The sequence below is a fragment of the Rufibacter roseolus genome, from assembly GCF_017916365.1.
Lineage (GTDB): Bacteria > Bacteroidota > Bacteroidia > Cytophagales > Hymenobacteraceae > Nibribacter > Nibribacter roseolus.
In genome coordinates, this window is the sequence record NZ_JAFMSU010000001.1 from 607,395 (window position 1) to 621,681 (window position 14,287).

Genomic DNA, 14,287 nt, shown 5'->3' on the forward strand with positions numbered 1-14,287 from the left:
CCGTTTTAAGGCCGGTTTTAGGAAAACGGCCTTAAAACGTAACCGCAAGGCGCCTCAGGAATCTTTCCTGAGGCGCTTTTGCTTTTAAGCCGGTGGAGCCGCGTTCAATTGCTTTGTGAGAAGTCTTTCGGTTTTCTCCTCGTTACGACATCATCTTATGCTGAGAATCTCAGGAGATGAGAGGTTTACTTGTGCAGGACCTTGGCCTTCTGGCCTTCCTGCAGAATAGGTGGTTTGGCCGCGGATGCTGCCGTTGATGTTTTGGGCAGCGCATATTCCACCTTCACCAGTTGGTGCAGTTCGTTATCCCGGCCCCTGATCTCAAAGTCCACCGCGGCAATGGTCTGTTCCCAGTGGAAGCGCATCACCCCGAAGTTGAGTCTGTCATGCATCTGCCCTACGCGATAACGGTTGGGTTCATTCACCAGTCCGCCCATCCAACTGTGGGTGAGGCCGCTGGAGGTGAAGTCATAGATGGGGTAAGGCACGCCGGGCCACGAGATCTTGGAAAGCTCGGCGAAGTGCCGGTCCCCGGATAGCAGGATCACGTTGGGCGCTTTGGTTTGGGCAATGAGGTTGAACAGCCGCTCCCTGGACTTGGGGAAGTTGCCCCAACGTTCATAGCCGTGGTCGTTGGCGATGATCTGCAGGCCCGTCCCGATGAGGTGAAACTGGGCCTTGCTGTTTCTGAGCTCCTTCTCCAGCCATCGCCACTGCGTTTCTCCCAGCATGTCGCCTTTAAGGTTGTTCTGGTAAGCGGGTTCCTGGCCTTGCAATGAGTCGCGGTGGTAGCGGCCGTCCAGGAGAATGATTTTGATTTGCTGGCCCGGCGGGCCGTAGGTGTGGGCGCTGTACACGCCTTTCTGTTTCCGGCGCGGGCTCTGCAGGGGCTCATCCAGGAAATCCCAGAACAATTGGGCGCTTTGGCTTTTGTGTTTGTATTCTTTGCCGGCGTTGTTGCGACCGTAATCATGGTCATCCCAGATACCAATCACCGGCACTGTCTGCATTAGCTTTTGGTAATCCTCGTTTTGGAGCTGTTTTTCGTATTTTGCCTTCAAAACACGCATGTCATCGGTGTCGCCGTAGATGTTGTCGCCCAGCCAGACCCAGAGCTGCGGTTCGTTCTTGAGGATCTCACGCCACAGCGGCTGCTCGCGGTCCTGGGAGTTACAGGAACCCAGCGCAATGGCTGTTAGCGGCGTTTGGCTGTTAACCAGCGGCAGGGTCTCTAAACCCCGCTCCGTGTCTGCCGAGGTGCAGGAGAAAAGGGAAAGCAACAGTGAAAAAAGGAGCCAGTCTCTAAGGTGGTGCATACGCAAGGGTACGGCAGAGGCAGGAGCCAGGATGCAATCGGCTTAGGTGAGGTGGTAAACACAAAAGCCACAGGCAGGCTGTGGCTTTTGTGCTATATAAAGATATGCTGTTTACTCAGCGGTAGTTAGACCCAGATATAAGGAGATGCCCAAGGATAAGCCTCTCAACCCTATGTTAACATCAAAGGCGTTGTTTACAGTGGAGGAAACCGGCTTTTCAATCTGTGATGTCATTCTAGAGTAAGCAATACTCCCTAGAAGACATTCCAGCCCTATGGAATTGGAAGGGAAAAACACAAAACCTGGAGAAAGGGTTACGCCGCCTCCCTTAGAGGATGTCTAATAGAAATGAAGAGAAGAGGAGAGCTCCCCCTCATCGTATTCTGTTTTAGAACGGGTATAAAAGGCACTTAATTGCCCAAAGAAAGCGACCTTGGTGCCAATGGGCTGGTAGGCGCGGGCAAATGATCCAAAACTGTAGGCGGAAATTTTATTTTCTATAATAGGGTACTCTCCAGAACTAGACTGGCCTAAAGTAAAGGGGGCGGAGTTCAAAGAATAGCTGCCATAGGCGCCTACGGCTATTTTAGGGTTTACAAAAAATCCAACGCTTGGACTGATGGCAAACCGGGTACTTCTCATCTCACCATAAGTAACTACGTTCTCAGATTTGTTTGTGGAGAAGCTCGCAGATCCTGAAATGAGCATTTTGCCAAAGTCCTGGGCTAAAGTAATAGAAGACATGCTGCAGAACGCTAGTGCCGCTAAAAGCTTTTTCATGAAGTGTGGAAGGGGATTAAATAATAATGAATTTATAGATGTATTTATTTCATGATAAAGTTAATTGAAGGGGTTTAGAGAAAAGCAGAGTTAAACGAAATGTTGAAAAAAACACCTATCAGGTGGTAGAAACATCTATGAATAGTCACAAAGGGGGATGCTTCAACATTGGCCTAAATTCTTGTACCCTGTATAAAGTTGTAAAGGACTTTAAAGACGCGAAAGCAGACACAAAAAAGAAGGACCAGCTTTCTACGGCTGGTCCTTTCGTTTATGCTTGGCTTGCGCCCTATCTATTATATACAAGCCCCATATAGGGGTACAGTTTAGTCTAAGCGCGGGTGTTCATGATCCTGAACGCCTCGGCCCGGGTGATCTCTCTTTTCAGAAGCAGCAGGTTGTTGGTGTTTACAATCAGGAGCTGAAATTGCTGTTTCAAGTCATGGTAGTAAATCAACATGGTTAGATCCTCGTATCCGCGTCTGAAAATGTTTCTGGCTTTCGTCTTTAAATTATTTAGTTCCAAATTTACCTGCCTCAGTTTTTTCATCATTGCTCCTAACCTCCCCTCATGCAAGAGTTTGTGAGTAGTTATACTAAAATACAGGGTGCTGGTTGCGGTAAAAAAGATAGAATCAAATTGTATTTTAAAAATAGTGTCAAATGCTTTATAGTTGTTAAAACCCTTGCTATATGGTGATTGGCTCAATTTTTAACCATTTAGATCCAGAAATGTTTAGACTTTTTCCATAAGAGGTTAAAGAAGCATCATGAAAGGCGGGAAATACTGAGATTGCCTGGCTATGGCAGTGGGTTTAATCAGGGTTTAAACCCTAGAATGTACAATGTGTCTTCGGTTTAAATACAAAAGGTGGCTTAAAGTGCATTAAAAACCCGGGAAATGGCTGCAGGAAGAGGTATTTTGAAAAAATAGGAACCACTCTTAGGGTTTTTGAAGAACCCAGATGTTATGATTTCAACAGCGAAACAGAAAAAAAGGCAACAAAAAGCCCAAGCACTAGAAAGCGGCCTGCGGCTAGTACTTGGGTATCTATTGCTAAAGTATTCCTAGTTATCTGAGAAGGTATAACCGCAGAAGTTATAAATCTCAGCCAGCGGAGCTACTGGTGGCATGGTTTCTTGCAGCACCAGCGGGGGGTTGTGGGTTGACTCAAAACCCCATCGGTTTCGGTTGCAGTAGTACAACTCTTTCGGCAATTCTAGTTTTCGGTGTTGTCCCATAATATGTATACCTCCTACTATAAAGATTGAATTACAGGGTTTTACCCCTACCTAAACACGTTACTTCCTTAAAATTTATTATCAGGGCCAAGGCATTATTGAGCGCTTCTCGTTTATCTTAAGCCTTGAGCTCCAGTTGTAGAAATGAAATCAAAAACAGGGCGAATACTGGCAGTAACTCTGCTGCTTGGGATTGCGCTTCTGCCGGCATTCTCCTATAAGTATGTGGCAGCTGCGGCTGGGGTATTCTGGAATTGGTGGTGGCCCTGTCCGGAGAACGGCCTCCTGCCAGACAAAGAACCCCCTAAAACACCTAGGCAATACCTCACGCTTTTGTGCATAGTACTGGCCTTAGGGTTGTTTGGTTTCCAACTCTACAGAGATATAACAGATAACGGGGCCAGCAGGCTTCCGTCTACCATTCCCGTGCATGAGTAGTGCAGTTTTAAGCTAATCTGCTAAAACTATGCCAGAAACGGGCCTAAATATGCTTGGTCAGATCCCTTATTCTGTTGCGCAGCTGGTCTAAGTGGTTCTGCTGCTGCTTCTGTTTGTCAATCTCCTCCAGTTGGTGGAGCAAGGCCTGCATCTCGGCTAAGTAAGCAGAACGGTCTTTCTTTAGGCCGGTGGGCAAAGCACCTTCGCCTTCTTTCGTCTCAGATTTAAATACGTTTCCCTCCCCGTAGATCACCCACCTGGAGTTCAGGTCCGGCAACTGCTTCAGCAGCGTAACCAGGTCATCCATACAATAATCTTCCCCCTGCAGAATGCAGCCCACAACGTCTGGTGGCGTTTTGGTAAGCACACTAAGCTGGTACACGTCCAGCTCTTTTATGCGCATGTAGAAGTTCAGGCGGGCACTGGTTTGCTGTAAGTTAATGGCCATGTTCTCAATGATTTATAAGTACGAGTAAACGGGTGCATCCGGATCTTTGTACAAAGGGAAAAAACGTACGAGGCGCGATGTCAATCCATTTCCTCATACGCAATACCCATAGATTGTGTTAAAGTTGGTTGCAGGGCTGTTTTCAGAAAAACAGGGCTTAAACAAACCCAGGCAAAGGGCAGGGAGCAGAAATTTTTAGCAGAACAAGAAAACGGGCCTTGCGTTTAGCCATTGGTTTCTGGCTTTAAAAACTACGTTAAAATAAAAATTACCACAGTTTTGCTATATTTGGCGGTTGAAGACAAAGGGACCTTTTCTTACCTACCTCTTAAAACTTTTGCATGAAGACTCAGTTTGAGCCCTTAAATTTGATCATGTTGGTTGATGATGATGATACCACCAACTTTGTGAATAAGCGTTTATTAACCAAGTTGGGCGTGGCCAAAGAAATCCTGATCAAGAAAAACGGAGCGGAAGCCCTTGAGTATCTGCAGAATTCGGCCCAGAGTGGCCAGGCATACCCAGACCTCATTTTTCTTGACATCAAAATGCCGGTGATGGACGGGTTCAGCTTTCTGGACGAGTACCACAACCAAGCCTTATCGCAGTTCGGTAGCATGATCATCCTCATGCTTACCTCCTCAGCCAGTTTCTATGACCTGGAGCGCCTGAAAGGCTATGAATCTGTGAAGAAGCACTTCTCCAAAGCCTTAACGGAGAGTGACGTCAAAGAAATCATGGCCGACTATTACCAGAAAAACTAACTTCACTACCCCATAAAAAGCAAAAGGCGCAGGATCACTGCGCCTTTTGCTTTTTATGGGGCTTAGACCAGGTGATCGGTTATTTGCCGGACAGTGTCTGGTTCAAAGGGCCAGGTGAAATGCATGGCCGTTCCCCGGTCTTCTGATTGTACCCATACGCGGCCGCCTTTCTCTTCCATGATCTTGCGCACAATGGCAAGGCCAATGCCCGTGCTGTCGGCGTGGTTCACGTCACTGGTAGTCTCAAACAGTTCAAAGATCTTCTCCTGGTCGGCGGCCGGAATGCCGGGGCCATCATCCTCTACCACAAACTCCCAGAATCCGTTTCTCTCATAGGCCCTTACCCAAATGCTACCGGTGGGCAGATCATGGTACTTCACAGCATTGCTCAGCAGGTTGCTGAAAATCTGCTGCAGATAAATCTCCTCGGCCTCCAGTACCGGAAGATTATCTGGGATGTAGATAGAAATACCCTCGGGTACGGTGAGGGAAGTAACCACATTGTACACCAGTTTCCCCACGGAGACCGGCTTTTTCTGAATCTGCTGCCGCCCGGTTAGGGAATACGCCAGCACGTCTGTGATCAGGTGGTCCATGCGCTTGAGCTGCAGCTGGATCATGGGCATTACGGCCTGGGCCTCCTCAATGCTGCCTTCCTCCATAAAATCAGTGATGGCATCTGCCAGGCCTTTTATGTTCTGGAGCGGCGCTTTTAAGTCATGCGTTACAGTATGCGCGAACTCATCCAGGGTCTTGTTCACTTTCTCCAGCTGCTGGTTTTTGGTTTCGCGTTCCTGCAACAGGGCATTTACCTCCTGGTTAGAGGTCTGTAGTTCCTGGTTCAGGTGCTGGATTTCCCGCAGTTGGTATTCTGCCTCAATGGTGCGCACCCGCAGCTGCTCCATGAGCTCAATGAGCTGCATATTCTGCCGCTTTATCTCGGCGTAAGGAGATATCTCAGATTCATGGTTGAAATAGTCTGCCCAGCCCTGGATAATGGCTTTGTTGATGGGCGGATGGTTACTAGGGATGCGCTTCTGCAGCCGCACGCGGGTGCCTTTCTCAAAATCGCTGTCCAGGAAAAAGTAGTCCACCAGTTTGCGGGAGCTGTAGATGCCCTGTCCTTTACCGCCGGCCGGAGGCGTGTATTGCCGGTCCAGCAGGGTCTGTACGTTAGGGATGCCCCGGCCCCGGTCGGTCACAAAGGCCTCCAGCAGCATAATGCCTCGGTTTTCCAGCATGTTGAACCTGATGGTGCCTTCCCCCACGTGTTCCAATACGTTGCGGCAGATCTCAGAAACAGCCGTGGCGAACTTGGTTTGGGAGGCCACGGGTAACCCCGAGAACTCAGAAAGCTGCATGGCCCTTTTGTACGCCAGTACAACATCCAGTTCGTTCTGCAGCTTTATTGTGGTGATGGGCTGGTCCATAACAGATTCAATCAGTAGCGCGCACCACTACTACCAAAGTGTCATCGGTGGTGCGGGTATTGTCTTTGTAGAGTACTGCTGCAATCAACGTTGGGTCATGCCTGGTCAGTTCCGGGTACTTGCTTAAATCCCACCGGCTTTTTAGGCCGTCTGAGTGCAGGATCATGATATTGCCCCTTTCCCAGGTGAGGTGCTGGTCATTGATGGTGTTAGGCATGCTCATGCCCAGGGTGCCGTTATAAGACAGCAGGCTTTTGGACTTGTCTGGCATGATGACCCGTCCGGCAATATTTCCTATGCCGCAAAACAGCAGGCTATTGGTTTCTGTGTTCCACTGGGCAATGGCGCCCACCGCCCCGCGGGTGCGTTTAATAAGGGCATGAATACCGCGCAGCATCTCGGAAGGCGTTTGTTTGGGCTGCTGCTTAAAAGCCTGCAAGGCATTTTGGGCGGCCTCATGGGCATGTTCTCCATGGCCCAGCCCGTCCAGCACCAGCAGATGCGCTCCCTGGAGAGACAGCCGCAGACCCCAGCCGTCGCCGCTTACTTTCTCGCCGGGTTTGGGTACCAGTACCGCGCCCACCTGGAATTTCTGCTCGCTTCTGGCCGCCGATTTAGGGATTTTACCTTTCCGGTAGACCCGGGAAAGAATCACCGTGCCAATACCGCGCTGGGAATAGATGTCAAAGAAGTCAGACTGCCGTTTGATAGCGCCCAAACCCTGACCCATGCTGCCATACGTGGAGACGCCGTCTTCCATCATGCGCTGCGGATCGCTCATACCGGGACCGTTGTCCAGGCAGATCAGTTCCACGCCGCAGGTTTTCCCGTTTTCCTCACAGATGGCCTTCACCAACAGCTCGCCGCCTTTAGAGTCAGCGTGCTTTACCAGGTTGGTGGCCATTTCCGTGATTACCAGGCTCACGCGGCCGGCCTCGGTTTCGGTGAATCCGGTGGCCTCGGCAATTTTGGCAATATCGCGCCGGATAATGTTCAGGAAGGTCCTGTCTGCCAGCGGGAAATGATGGTGTTCAGCAAAATTAAAGTCCATTTTTCCACCGTATTATGGTGACTGTGGTGCCTTTGCCGGGTTCGCTTTTGATATCAAATTCATTCACTAGCCGTTTGGCACCCGGCAAGCCCAGTCCTAAACTCTTTCCGGTAGAATAACCGTCTTTCATAGCCAAGGTTACATCTTTTATGCCGGGCCCTTCATCGGCAAAGACCAGGCGCACCCCCGGGATGCTGTTTTTGCTCACAATCTCCAGGTGGGTAATGCCGCCGCCGCCGTAGCGCAGCATATTCCGGACTAATTCACTGGCTGCCGTGATCAACTTGGTCTGGTTCACCAGGCTCATGCCAATTTTAGTAGCCAGCTCCTTTATCCGGTTCCGGAACAAAACTACGTCCTGCTCTTTCTGTATGCTCAGCTTCTCCTTAGATAAAACTATCATAGAGGCCTTCTTCGTCGGTGTCTATTTGGCCAATTTTGTTGCGCAACAGTTCCATGCCTTGCTCCACGTCCAAGGCAGTGTGAACGCCCGCGAGGGTAAGACCTAGTTCTACCAGCGTAATGGCTACCGCTGGCTGCATGCCTACCACCACAGTGGCGGCATCCATGATTTTAGACATAGACGCAATATTGCCCAGAATACGACCCATGAAGGAGTCTACTATGCTTACGGCAGAAATATCAATCAATACACCCTTGGCTTCGGTCTTGCTCACCATGTTGATGAGGTCATTCTCCAGGGTAAGGGCCAGCCGGTCATATAAATCCACTTGGATGGTTACCAGCAGGAAGGGGCCCATCTTTAAAATAGGTATTCTTTCCATGGCAGCGTTTCCTTAAAACCCGAAGTTCTGTTTAGACCCTATCTGACCGTTCTGGGCAGCTTTAGACACCTGGATGTTCAGCATGGAGAAAGACATCTTCAGGGCGCTGGCCAACGTGGCTTTGGTGTAGATGTTGGTAAGGTCAATGCCCAGGTGCACAATGGTCTGGGCAATCTCGGCGCGGATACCACTGATGATGCACTCGGCACCCATCAGTCTGGCGGCGCTCACGGTTTTGATCAAGTGCTGGGCCACCAGGGAATCAACGGTAGGTACGCCGGAGATATCCAGGATGGCAATACGGCTGCCGGTGGCCACAATCTCTTCCAGCAGGGCCTCCATCACCACCTGGGTGCGGGCGCTGTCCAGGGTGCCGATGATGGGCAACGCCAGAATGCCTTCCCATACCCTGATCACAGGGGTGGAGATCTCGCTCATTTCGCTGGTCTGGCGCAGGATTACCTCTTCGCGGCCTTTGATGTAGGTTTCTGTGGTTACCAGGCTCAGGCTGTCCATGATTTTATTCATGGAGATGATCTCGCGGTACAAAACGGTTGTGTCTTCTTTGTAACGCTCTTCCAGCATTTGGCTCAGTACTTCTTTGAGGCTGAGGATATAGGCACTGGTCTCGCGCGGAGAAAAGCCCTGACGCGCCCGGGAGATGGAAATCTCGCTCAGGATATCGTGGATGGGCTCATAGCCTGCTGAATCAGGGTTTTCTGCCTGGGATGAGGCAAAGGCTTTCAGCAGGGAGTTCAGGAATTCTTCTGATTGCTGCTGCAACTCAGCTACGCTCATAAGGTCATCGCGGAGGGCGGCATCTTTGGTCTGGTTGGACATCCAGGTATCCAGGATCTGCTTTTTCTTGCCTTTGAGTGCTGCGGCGCTTTCTTTGTTCATAAAGGGTTGGGTTGTCAGGGAGTAAGAAGACAAATTTGCGTTTTTGTGCCTCTTTCCTGAAAACAGCCCCTTAATATGGGGGAGGCATTTGAGTTGAAAGTAATAATTTGGGGTAAAAGTAATAAATAAAGCGGCTAAACGGGTACGCCAGGAATTTGTTTTTAAAGAAGTCCGGTTTTAATGAGGATGCATAAAAAAAATCCCCGCCGGGAAGACGGCGGGGAAAAGGCAGAATGTTAAAAAGGGAGTAAGTGGTGAGAGTACCGGTTTTCTGTTTCAGGGCTGGTTTTAGAAAATCGGCTTCTGAACAGGAATGGAGAGTCGGCTACTCGGTTTTAAGCGCCCGTACCGGGTTAGAGAACGCCGCCCGCAACGCCTGCACGCTCACGGTGGTGAGGGCAATGAGGAGCGTCAGGGCGCCGGCCGCTAGAAACACCCAGTACCCTATGTTGATGCGGTACGAGAAATCCTGCAGCCATTTGTCCATGAAGTAATAGGAGATAGGTCCGGCAATGACAAAGGCGATCAAGACCAGTTTCACGAAATCGGCGGAGAAAAGGCCTACGATGCTCGCTGAGGAAGCACCCAGCACTTTGCGAACACCCACTTCCTTCGTCCGCTGCGCCACCATAAAGGACACCAACCCATACAAGCCCAGGCAACCGATGACGATGGCGATAAAGGAGAAGACCTTGAACAGGTGCGCCTGGCGCTGCTCCTCCTCGTAGAACCGGGCAATGGAATCGTCAAAGAACTCATAGTGGAAAACATCATCTGGGTAGGCGGTCAGCCATACGTTCTGCAGGTGGGCCAGGGCGGCTTTGGCGTTTTTCTGCTCTATTTTGGCGTTGAGATAGAAGTACACCTGGGTCATGGTGGACATGACTACCGGCGGAATCTCATTGCGCAGCGATGACAAGTGGTAGTCTTTGACCACGCCCACAATCTTGCCTTCGTTTTGGCCGCCGTTCACAAGCAGTTTTTTGCCTATTGCCTCCTGCGGATCTTTAACGCCCACTTTCTGAAGGAACGTCTCATTCACCACAAACTCCTGCATGGTATCGCTTTTCTCGTACATGCGGCCGGCCAGCAACGGAATACTGAACGTTTTCAGGTAATTCTCATCGGCGAGCTTCAAGTTCACGCTGAAGTTGCGGTCCACAGAAAAGTCATCGTACTGGAAAGAGGAGTTCATGTCAATGTTGGCCGAAGGCGGCGCGATGGCAAATGAGGTGGCCTTCACCGCAGAATGGGACTCCAGCTGTGGGCGCAGGGCCATCAGGTCTCCCGCCTTACCAGCCGGCACCGGAATGTTCACAATAGCCTCCTTGTCAAAACCCAGCGAGGCGCTCCGGAAATACTCCATCTGGTTGTGCACAATGATGGTGCAGATGATGAGGACCTGGCAAATGGTGAACTGTACCACCACCAGCGTGCGGCGCAGCGATAAACCTGCCACCCGGGCCGTAGCCACCTTGCTTTTGAGCGCCGAGATAGGCTGAAAGCCGGAGATTACCAGGGCTGGGTAGAAACCCGCGAAGAAAGTAACCGCCACCAGTACCGCCAGCAAAAAGAGCAGCATCTGCGGGTCATGCAAAATGGAGAAAGAGATCTGCAACTCCAGCAACTGGTTCAGGAAAGGCAGCAGCAACTCGGCAAACACTACTGACAGCAGCAGGGCTACCAAGGTGATGAGCCCGGTCTCGCAGAGGAACTGGGTCATAAGCTGCGGCTTGCTGGCCCCCAATACTTTGCGCATGCCCACCTCTTTGGACCGGCGCAGGGCCTGGGCGGTAGCCAGGTTCACGAAATTGATGGACGCCACCAGCACCAGGAACATGCCAATCAGACCCAGGGCCCAGAGCGTGGTCTTGCTGATGGTGCGGCTGCTGAGCGTGCCATATTCATCATCAAAGTGCATCTGCAGTAAGGGCTGGAAGATGTATCGTTCCTTCTCGCCGGGCGAGATGCGCCGGTACTTAGACGTGATTTGGTTGAGCCGGTCCTCGGCCTGCTTTAAAGAAGAACCCGGAGACATGGCAAAGTACACCTGCTGGTTGCTGTTGGTGCTGTTCCAGGAATCGTTCATGAACGTGTTGATCTTCTTGGAAGACTCATAGTCTATGAGCATGAGGTAAGGCAGGTCTGTGTTCTCAGGGGCATCTGGGATCACGCCGGTTACTTTCAGGTTCACCACGTTGTCCATGCGCAGGACCTTGCCCACGGGGTTCTCACCGGGGAAATACCGGTCGGCAATGCTTTGGGTGAGCAGCACAGTGTTTACGTCTTTCAGGGCCTGTCTGGCGTTGACGCTGCCGGTAGGAAAATCGAACAGGTCAAAAAAGGCAGGCTCCACAAACAGCACGTTTTTCTCTTCCCTGAACTTCTTGGCCGGTACTTTGTCATTGTTAGACAGCACCGTAAAGGTGCCGCCCTCGGTGTTGTACAGGTGCGTGGCCGGGGAAAGCTCGGGCAGAGAAGCCTTGATGGTGGCCAGCATTGGGAAAGGAGTACCGGCGTTGGTCTCTGGACCATTGGCGGTGAGTTTGTCTACGTTGATGCGGTAGATGCGGTCTGCCTTGCTGTGGAAGGTGTCATAGCTGAGCTCGTGCCGGATGACCAGGTATAGCAGCAGGCTGCAGGTGATGCCCAGGGCCAGGCCTATCACATTGAGCATAGTATACCCCAGGTTGCGGCGCAGGGTACGCACCGCAACTAAAAAATAGTTTTTGAACATGGCTACCGGGCTTACAGGATGGCGAGCTCTTTCACATTCTCAGAGATGATCTGTCCGTCAAACAGGTTCACAATGCGGTGGGCGTAATCGGCATCGGTGGGGGAGTGGGTTACCATCACAATGGTGGTGCCTTGCTCGTTGAGGCTGCTCAGGAGCTGCATCACTTCCTGGCCATGGGCCGAGTCCAGGTTACCGGTGGGCTCATCCGCCAGGAGTAATTTAGGTTTGGACACCACGGCGCGGGCGATGGCCACCCGTTGCTGCTGACCGCCCGAGAGCTGCTGCGGGAAGTGGTTGCGGCGATGCGCGATCTGCATCTGCTCCAGCACCTGCTCCACCCGCTGTTTGCGCTCGGCGTTGCCCACCTTCAGGTAAATCAAAGGCAGTTCCACGTTCTCATACACCGTCAGTTCATCAATGAGGTTGAAACTCTGGAACACGAAACCCAGGTGCTCTTTGCGCAGGTTGGCGCGCTGGCGCTCACTGAACTTAGAGATCTCCTTATCCAGAAAATAGAACTCGCCGCTGGTGGGGTTGTCCAGTAACCCGATGATGTTGAGCAGCGTGGATTTCCCACAGCCTGATGGTCCCATGATAGCCACGAACTCGCCCTGACGCACTTGCAGGTTCACATTCACCAACGCGGTGGTCTCCACCTCATCGGTGGTATATTTCTTCTGAAGGTTGACGGTCTTTAACATATGGTTGGTTGTTAATTGTCTATTGTTGACTGTTTAGCTACGCTTGCAGATCAGTCCCCCTTCGAAGGGGGTAGGGGGATGATAACTCCTGCTGATCAATCATTCCCAAGGTTCATTATTCAATCTTTTATTCAACTGCTTCTCGGTTCTTCAACTGCCTGTTCCCATGGCCTGTCCCCTGACAGGCCATTTTCGATTTTCTGTTTCGGTCTGTCAGGGTACAGACCCAGGCGGGTTCTTTTGGGTTCTTTTCGCGTCTTTGTCATCCCCCTACCCCCTTCGAAGAGGGACGGAATGCGTGTGTTCTTCAACTCAGAACTCAAGACTCAGAACTCAGGACTATTTAAGCTCCAACTTATCCTTATCATTGAAGGCGTCATAGGAGGAGACAATCACCTGCTCGCCAGGTTTCAGACCTTCCAGGACCTCGTAGTACTCTGGGTTCTGGCGGCCCAGCCGGATGCTGCGTTTAGAGGCTACTTTCCCGGATTCATCCAGCACATAGGCCCAGGCGCCACCAGTGCTCTGGTAGAAGCCGCCTCTTGGGAGCAATACCGCCGGAGCCGGATCAGAGAGCTGCAACCTGATCTGCAGGGTCTGTCCGCGCCGGATGCCTTCCGGTACCTTGCCAATGAACTTCATGTCAATGGGGAAGCGGCCGTTGGTCACCTCAGAGTATACCAGGGCAATCTCCAGCGGGTAAGTCTGGCCGTTGTAGGTGAAGGAGCCCTGCTGGCCGGCGAACACGCGGCTCACGTAGTGCTGGTCCAACTCAGCCTTCACTTTGAAGCCGCTCAAATCATCTATCTGGCCAATCACCTGGCCCGACTGCACCGGCGTTCCCAATTCCACCTGAATAGAGGAAAGCTGCCCGGATATAGGGGCTTTGATGTAGAGGTTCTTGAGGTTGTCTTCCATCATGTGCAGGTTGCGGCTGGTGCGGGCAATGGTGGTTTCCAGTTGGGCAATCTGCTGGCGGGCGTTGTTCTCCTCAAACTTCTGCGATTCCTGCTCAATGGCGCGTTCGGCTTTGAGGCGCTCATACTCTCGCTTGAAATTGAAGAACTCCTGCTGAGAAACTGCTTTGGCCTCGTAGAGGGCAATGTTGCGCTCATACATATCCTTGGCGGCGTCTACCTGCGCGTCTAAGGTGGCCAGGCGGCGGCGGAGGTTGAATTTGTTCTGCTGCAGGCTCAGTTTAGAGTTCTGCAGATTGTTGATGAGGTCATTCATGAGGGTTTCCTGGTTCATGAAGTCCAGCACCAGGCGGTTATTGGTGAGTTTCAGGATGGGGTCGCCTTGTTTCACCGGCTTGCCGCCCTCCAGGTACTTCTCATCCACGGTGCCGCCTTCCACCGCCGGGATCAGAATAGTTTTGATGGGGTGCACGGTGCCGTCTACCGGAATGAACTCCTGGAAAGAACCCTGGCTCACGGTGGCCATGGTGATTTTCTGGCTTTCCACGTTCAGCTTAGAGCTATTGTCGGCGAAGGCGATGAAGTAGGTGACCAGGGCTACGAGCAGGATGCTACCTATGTAGGCTGCTATTTTCTTGGGCGTCCAACGCTTCTTTTCTATGATACGGTCCATGGTGTTAAAGCAATTTTGTTATTCTCTCCCAATTGCTGTGCCGGGTTTATAAAACGCTGTAAATCAATAAATTGTGAATTTATGTGTAGCGAAGAGTGTCCGCTG

13 protein-coding genes are annotated in these 14,287 nt (G+C 51.4%); 1 reads left to right on the forward strand and 12 read right to left on the reverse strand.

What is annotated here, in order from left to right; translation table 11 throughout:
* Nucleotides 1–185: 185 nt before the first annotated feature.
* The 4 genes from J3P35_RS02545 to J3P35_RS02555 form a co-directional block, all read right to left on the reverse strand.
* Entirely contained in the window at nucleotides 186–1,316 is a 1,131-nt protein-coding gene (locus tag J3P35_RS02545; protein ID WP_210462742.1) for an alkaline phosphatase D family protein, read from the reverse strand.
* 339 nt (nucleotides 1,317–1,655) lie between these two features.
* Nucleotides 1,656–2,096, reverse strand: a complete 441-nt coding sequence (locus tag J3P35_RS02550; RefSeq protein WP_210462743.1) for a hypothetical protein — start codon at nucleotides 2,094–2,096, stop codon at nucleotides 1,656–1,658.
* Between the two features lie 331 nt (nucleotides 2,097–2,427).
* The gene (locus J3P35_RS22080) at nucleotides 2,428–2,556 is read right to left on the reverse strand and encodes a hypothetical protein (protein ID WP_262713900.1); all 129 of its coding nucleotides are present in this window, start codon (nucleotides 2,554–2,556) and stop codon (nucleotides 2,428–2,430) included.
* Nucleotides 2,557–3,819: 1,263 nt separating this feature from the next.
* Nucleotides 3,820–4,224, reverse strand: coding sequence for a hypothetical protein (locus J3P35_RS02555; RefSeq protein ID WP_210462744.1), 405 nt, complete (start codon nucleotides 4,222–4,224; stop codon nucleotides 3,820–3,822).
* Nucleotides 4,225–4,565: 341 nt separating this feature from the next.
* Between J3P35_RS02555 and J3P35_RS02560 the strand changes: the two genes are divergently transcribed.
* Nucleotides 4,566–4,988, forward strand: coding sequence for a response regulator (locus J3P35_RS02560; protein ID WP_210462745.1), 423 nt, complete (start codon nucleotides 4,566–4,568; stop codon nucleotides 4,986–4,988).
* A gap of 62 nt (nucleotides 4,989–5,050) precedes the next feature.
* Here the strand turns inward: J3P35_RS02560 and J3P35_RS02565 are convergent, their stop codons facing one another.
* From J3P35_RS02565 to J3P35_RS02600, 8 genes are all read right to left on the reverse strand, one after another.
* On the reverse strand, nucleotides 5,051–6,418 hold the full coding sequence (locus tag J3P35_RS02565) for a sensor histidine kinase (protein WP_210462746.1): 1,368 nt from the start codon (nucleotides 6,416–6,418) through the stop codon (nucleotides 5,051–5,053).
* Between the two features lie 7 nt (nucleotides 6,419–6,425).
* Nucleotides 6,426–7,469: an ATP-binding protein gene (locus tag J3P35_RS02570; RefSeq protein WP_210462747.1), complete on the reverse strand. Its 1,044-nt coding sequence runs from the start codon at nucleotides 7,467–7,469 to the stop codon at nucleotides 6,426–6,428.
* The gene (locus tag J3P35_RS02575; protein WP_210462749.1) at nucleotides 7,459–7,872 is read right to left on the reverse strand and encodes an anti-sigma regulatory factor; all 414 of its coding nucleotides are present in this window, start codon (nucleotides 7,870–7,872) and stop codon (nucleotides 7,459–7,461) included. Before J3P35_RS02575 ends, J3P35_RS02570 begins: the two co-directional genes overlap by 11 nt.
* Nucleotides 7,856–8,254: an STAS domain-containing protein gene (locus J3P35_RS02580; RefSeq protein WP_210462751.1), complete on the reverse strand. Its 399-nt coding sequence runs from the start codon at nucleotides 8,252–8,254 to the stop codon at nucleotides 7,856–7,858. The genes J3P35_RS02575 and J3P35_RS02580 overlap by 17 nt, the downstream gene beginning before the upstream one ends.
* 12 nt (nucleotides 8,255–8,266) lie before the next feature.
* Nucleotides 8,267–9,154, reverse strand: a complete 888-nt coding sequence (locus J3P35_RS02585; RefSeq protein WP_210462752.1) for an STAS domain-containing protein — start codon at nucleotides 9,152–9,154, stop codon at nucleotides 8,267–8,269.
* 325 nt (nucleotides 9,155–9,479) lie between these two features.
* A complete protein-coding gene (locus J3P35_RS02590; protein WP_210462753.1) occupies nucleotides 9,480–11,891 on the reverse strand; it encodes an ABC transporter permease in 2,412 nt (803 codons plus the stop codon).
* 11 nt (nucleotides 11,892–11,902) lie between these two features.
* On the reverse strand, nucleotides 11,903–12,592 hold the full coding sequence (locus J3P35_RS02595) for an ABC transporter ATP-binding protein (RefSeq protein WP_210462754.1): 690 nt from the start codon (nucleotides 12,590–12,592) through the stop codon (nucleotides 11,903–11,905).
* A 339-nt stretch (nucleotides 12,593–12,931) separates the two neighbouring features.
* Nucleotides 12,932–14,182: an efflux RND transporter periplasmic adaptor subunit gene (locus tag J3P35_RS02600; RefSeq protein WP_210462755.1), complete on the reverse strand. Its 1,251-nt coding sequence runs from the start codon at nucleotides 14,180–14,182 to the stop codon at nucleotides 12,932–12,934.
* Nucleotides 14,183–14,287 lie beyond the last annotated feature (105 nt).

Coding starts and splice junctions, on each gene's coding strand:
- J3P35_RS02545 (WP_210462742.1), bottom strand. CDS start 1,316: ATGCACCACCTTAGAGACTGGCTCCTTTTTTCACTGTTGCTTTCCCTT.
- J3P35_RS02550 (WP_210462743.1), bottom strand. CDS start 2,096: ATGAAAAAGCTTTTAGCGGCACTAGCGTTCTGCAGCATGTCTTCTATT.
- J3P35_RS22080 (WP_262713900.1), bottom strand. CDS start 2,556: ATGTTGATTTACTACCATGACTTGAAACAGCAATTTCAGCTCCTGATT.
- J3P35_RS02555 (WP_210462744.1), bottom strand. CDS start 4,224: ATGGCCATTAACTTACAGCAAACCAGTGCCCGCCTGAACTTCTACATG.
- J3P35_RS02560 (WP_210462745.1), top strand. CDS start 4,566: ATGAAGACTCAGTTTGAGCCCTTAAATTTGATCATGTTGGTTGATGAT.
- J3P35_RS02565 (WP_210462746.1), bottom strand. CDS start 6,418: ATGGACCAGCCCATCACCACAATAAAGCTGCAGAACGAACTGGATGTT.
- J3P35_RS02570 (WP_210462747.1), bottom strand. CDS start 7,469: ATGGACTTTAATTTTGCTGAACACCATCATTTCCCGCTGGCAGACAGG.
- J3P35_RS02575 (WP_210462749.1), bottom strand. CDS start 7,872: ATGATAGTTTTATCTAAGGAGAAGCTGAGCATACAGAAAGAGCAGGAC.
- J3P35_RS02580 (WP_210462751.1), bottom strand. CDS start 8,254: ATGGAAAGAATACCTATTTTAAAGATGGGCCCCTTCCTGCTGGTAACC.
- J3P35_RS02585 (WP_210462752.1), bottom strand. CDS start 9,154: ATGAACAAAGAAAGCGCCGCAGCACTCAAAGGCAAGAAAAAGCAGATC.
- J3P35_RS02590 (WP_210462753.1), bottom strand. CDS start 11,891: ATGTTCAAAAACTATTTTTTAGTTGCGGTGCGTACCCTGCGCCGCAAC.
- J3P35_RS02595 (WP_210462754.1), bottom strand. CDS start 12,592: ATGTTAAAGACCGTCAACCTTCAGAAGAAATATACCACCGATGAGGTG.
- J3P35_RS02600 (WP_210462755.1), bottom strand. CDS start 14,182: ATGGACCGTATCATAGAAAAGAAGCGTTGGACGCCCAAGAAAATAGCA.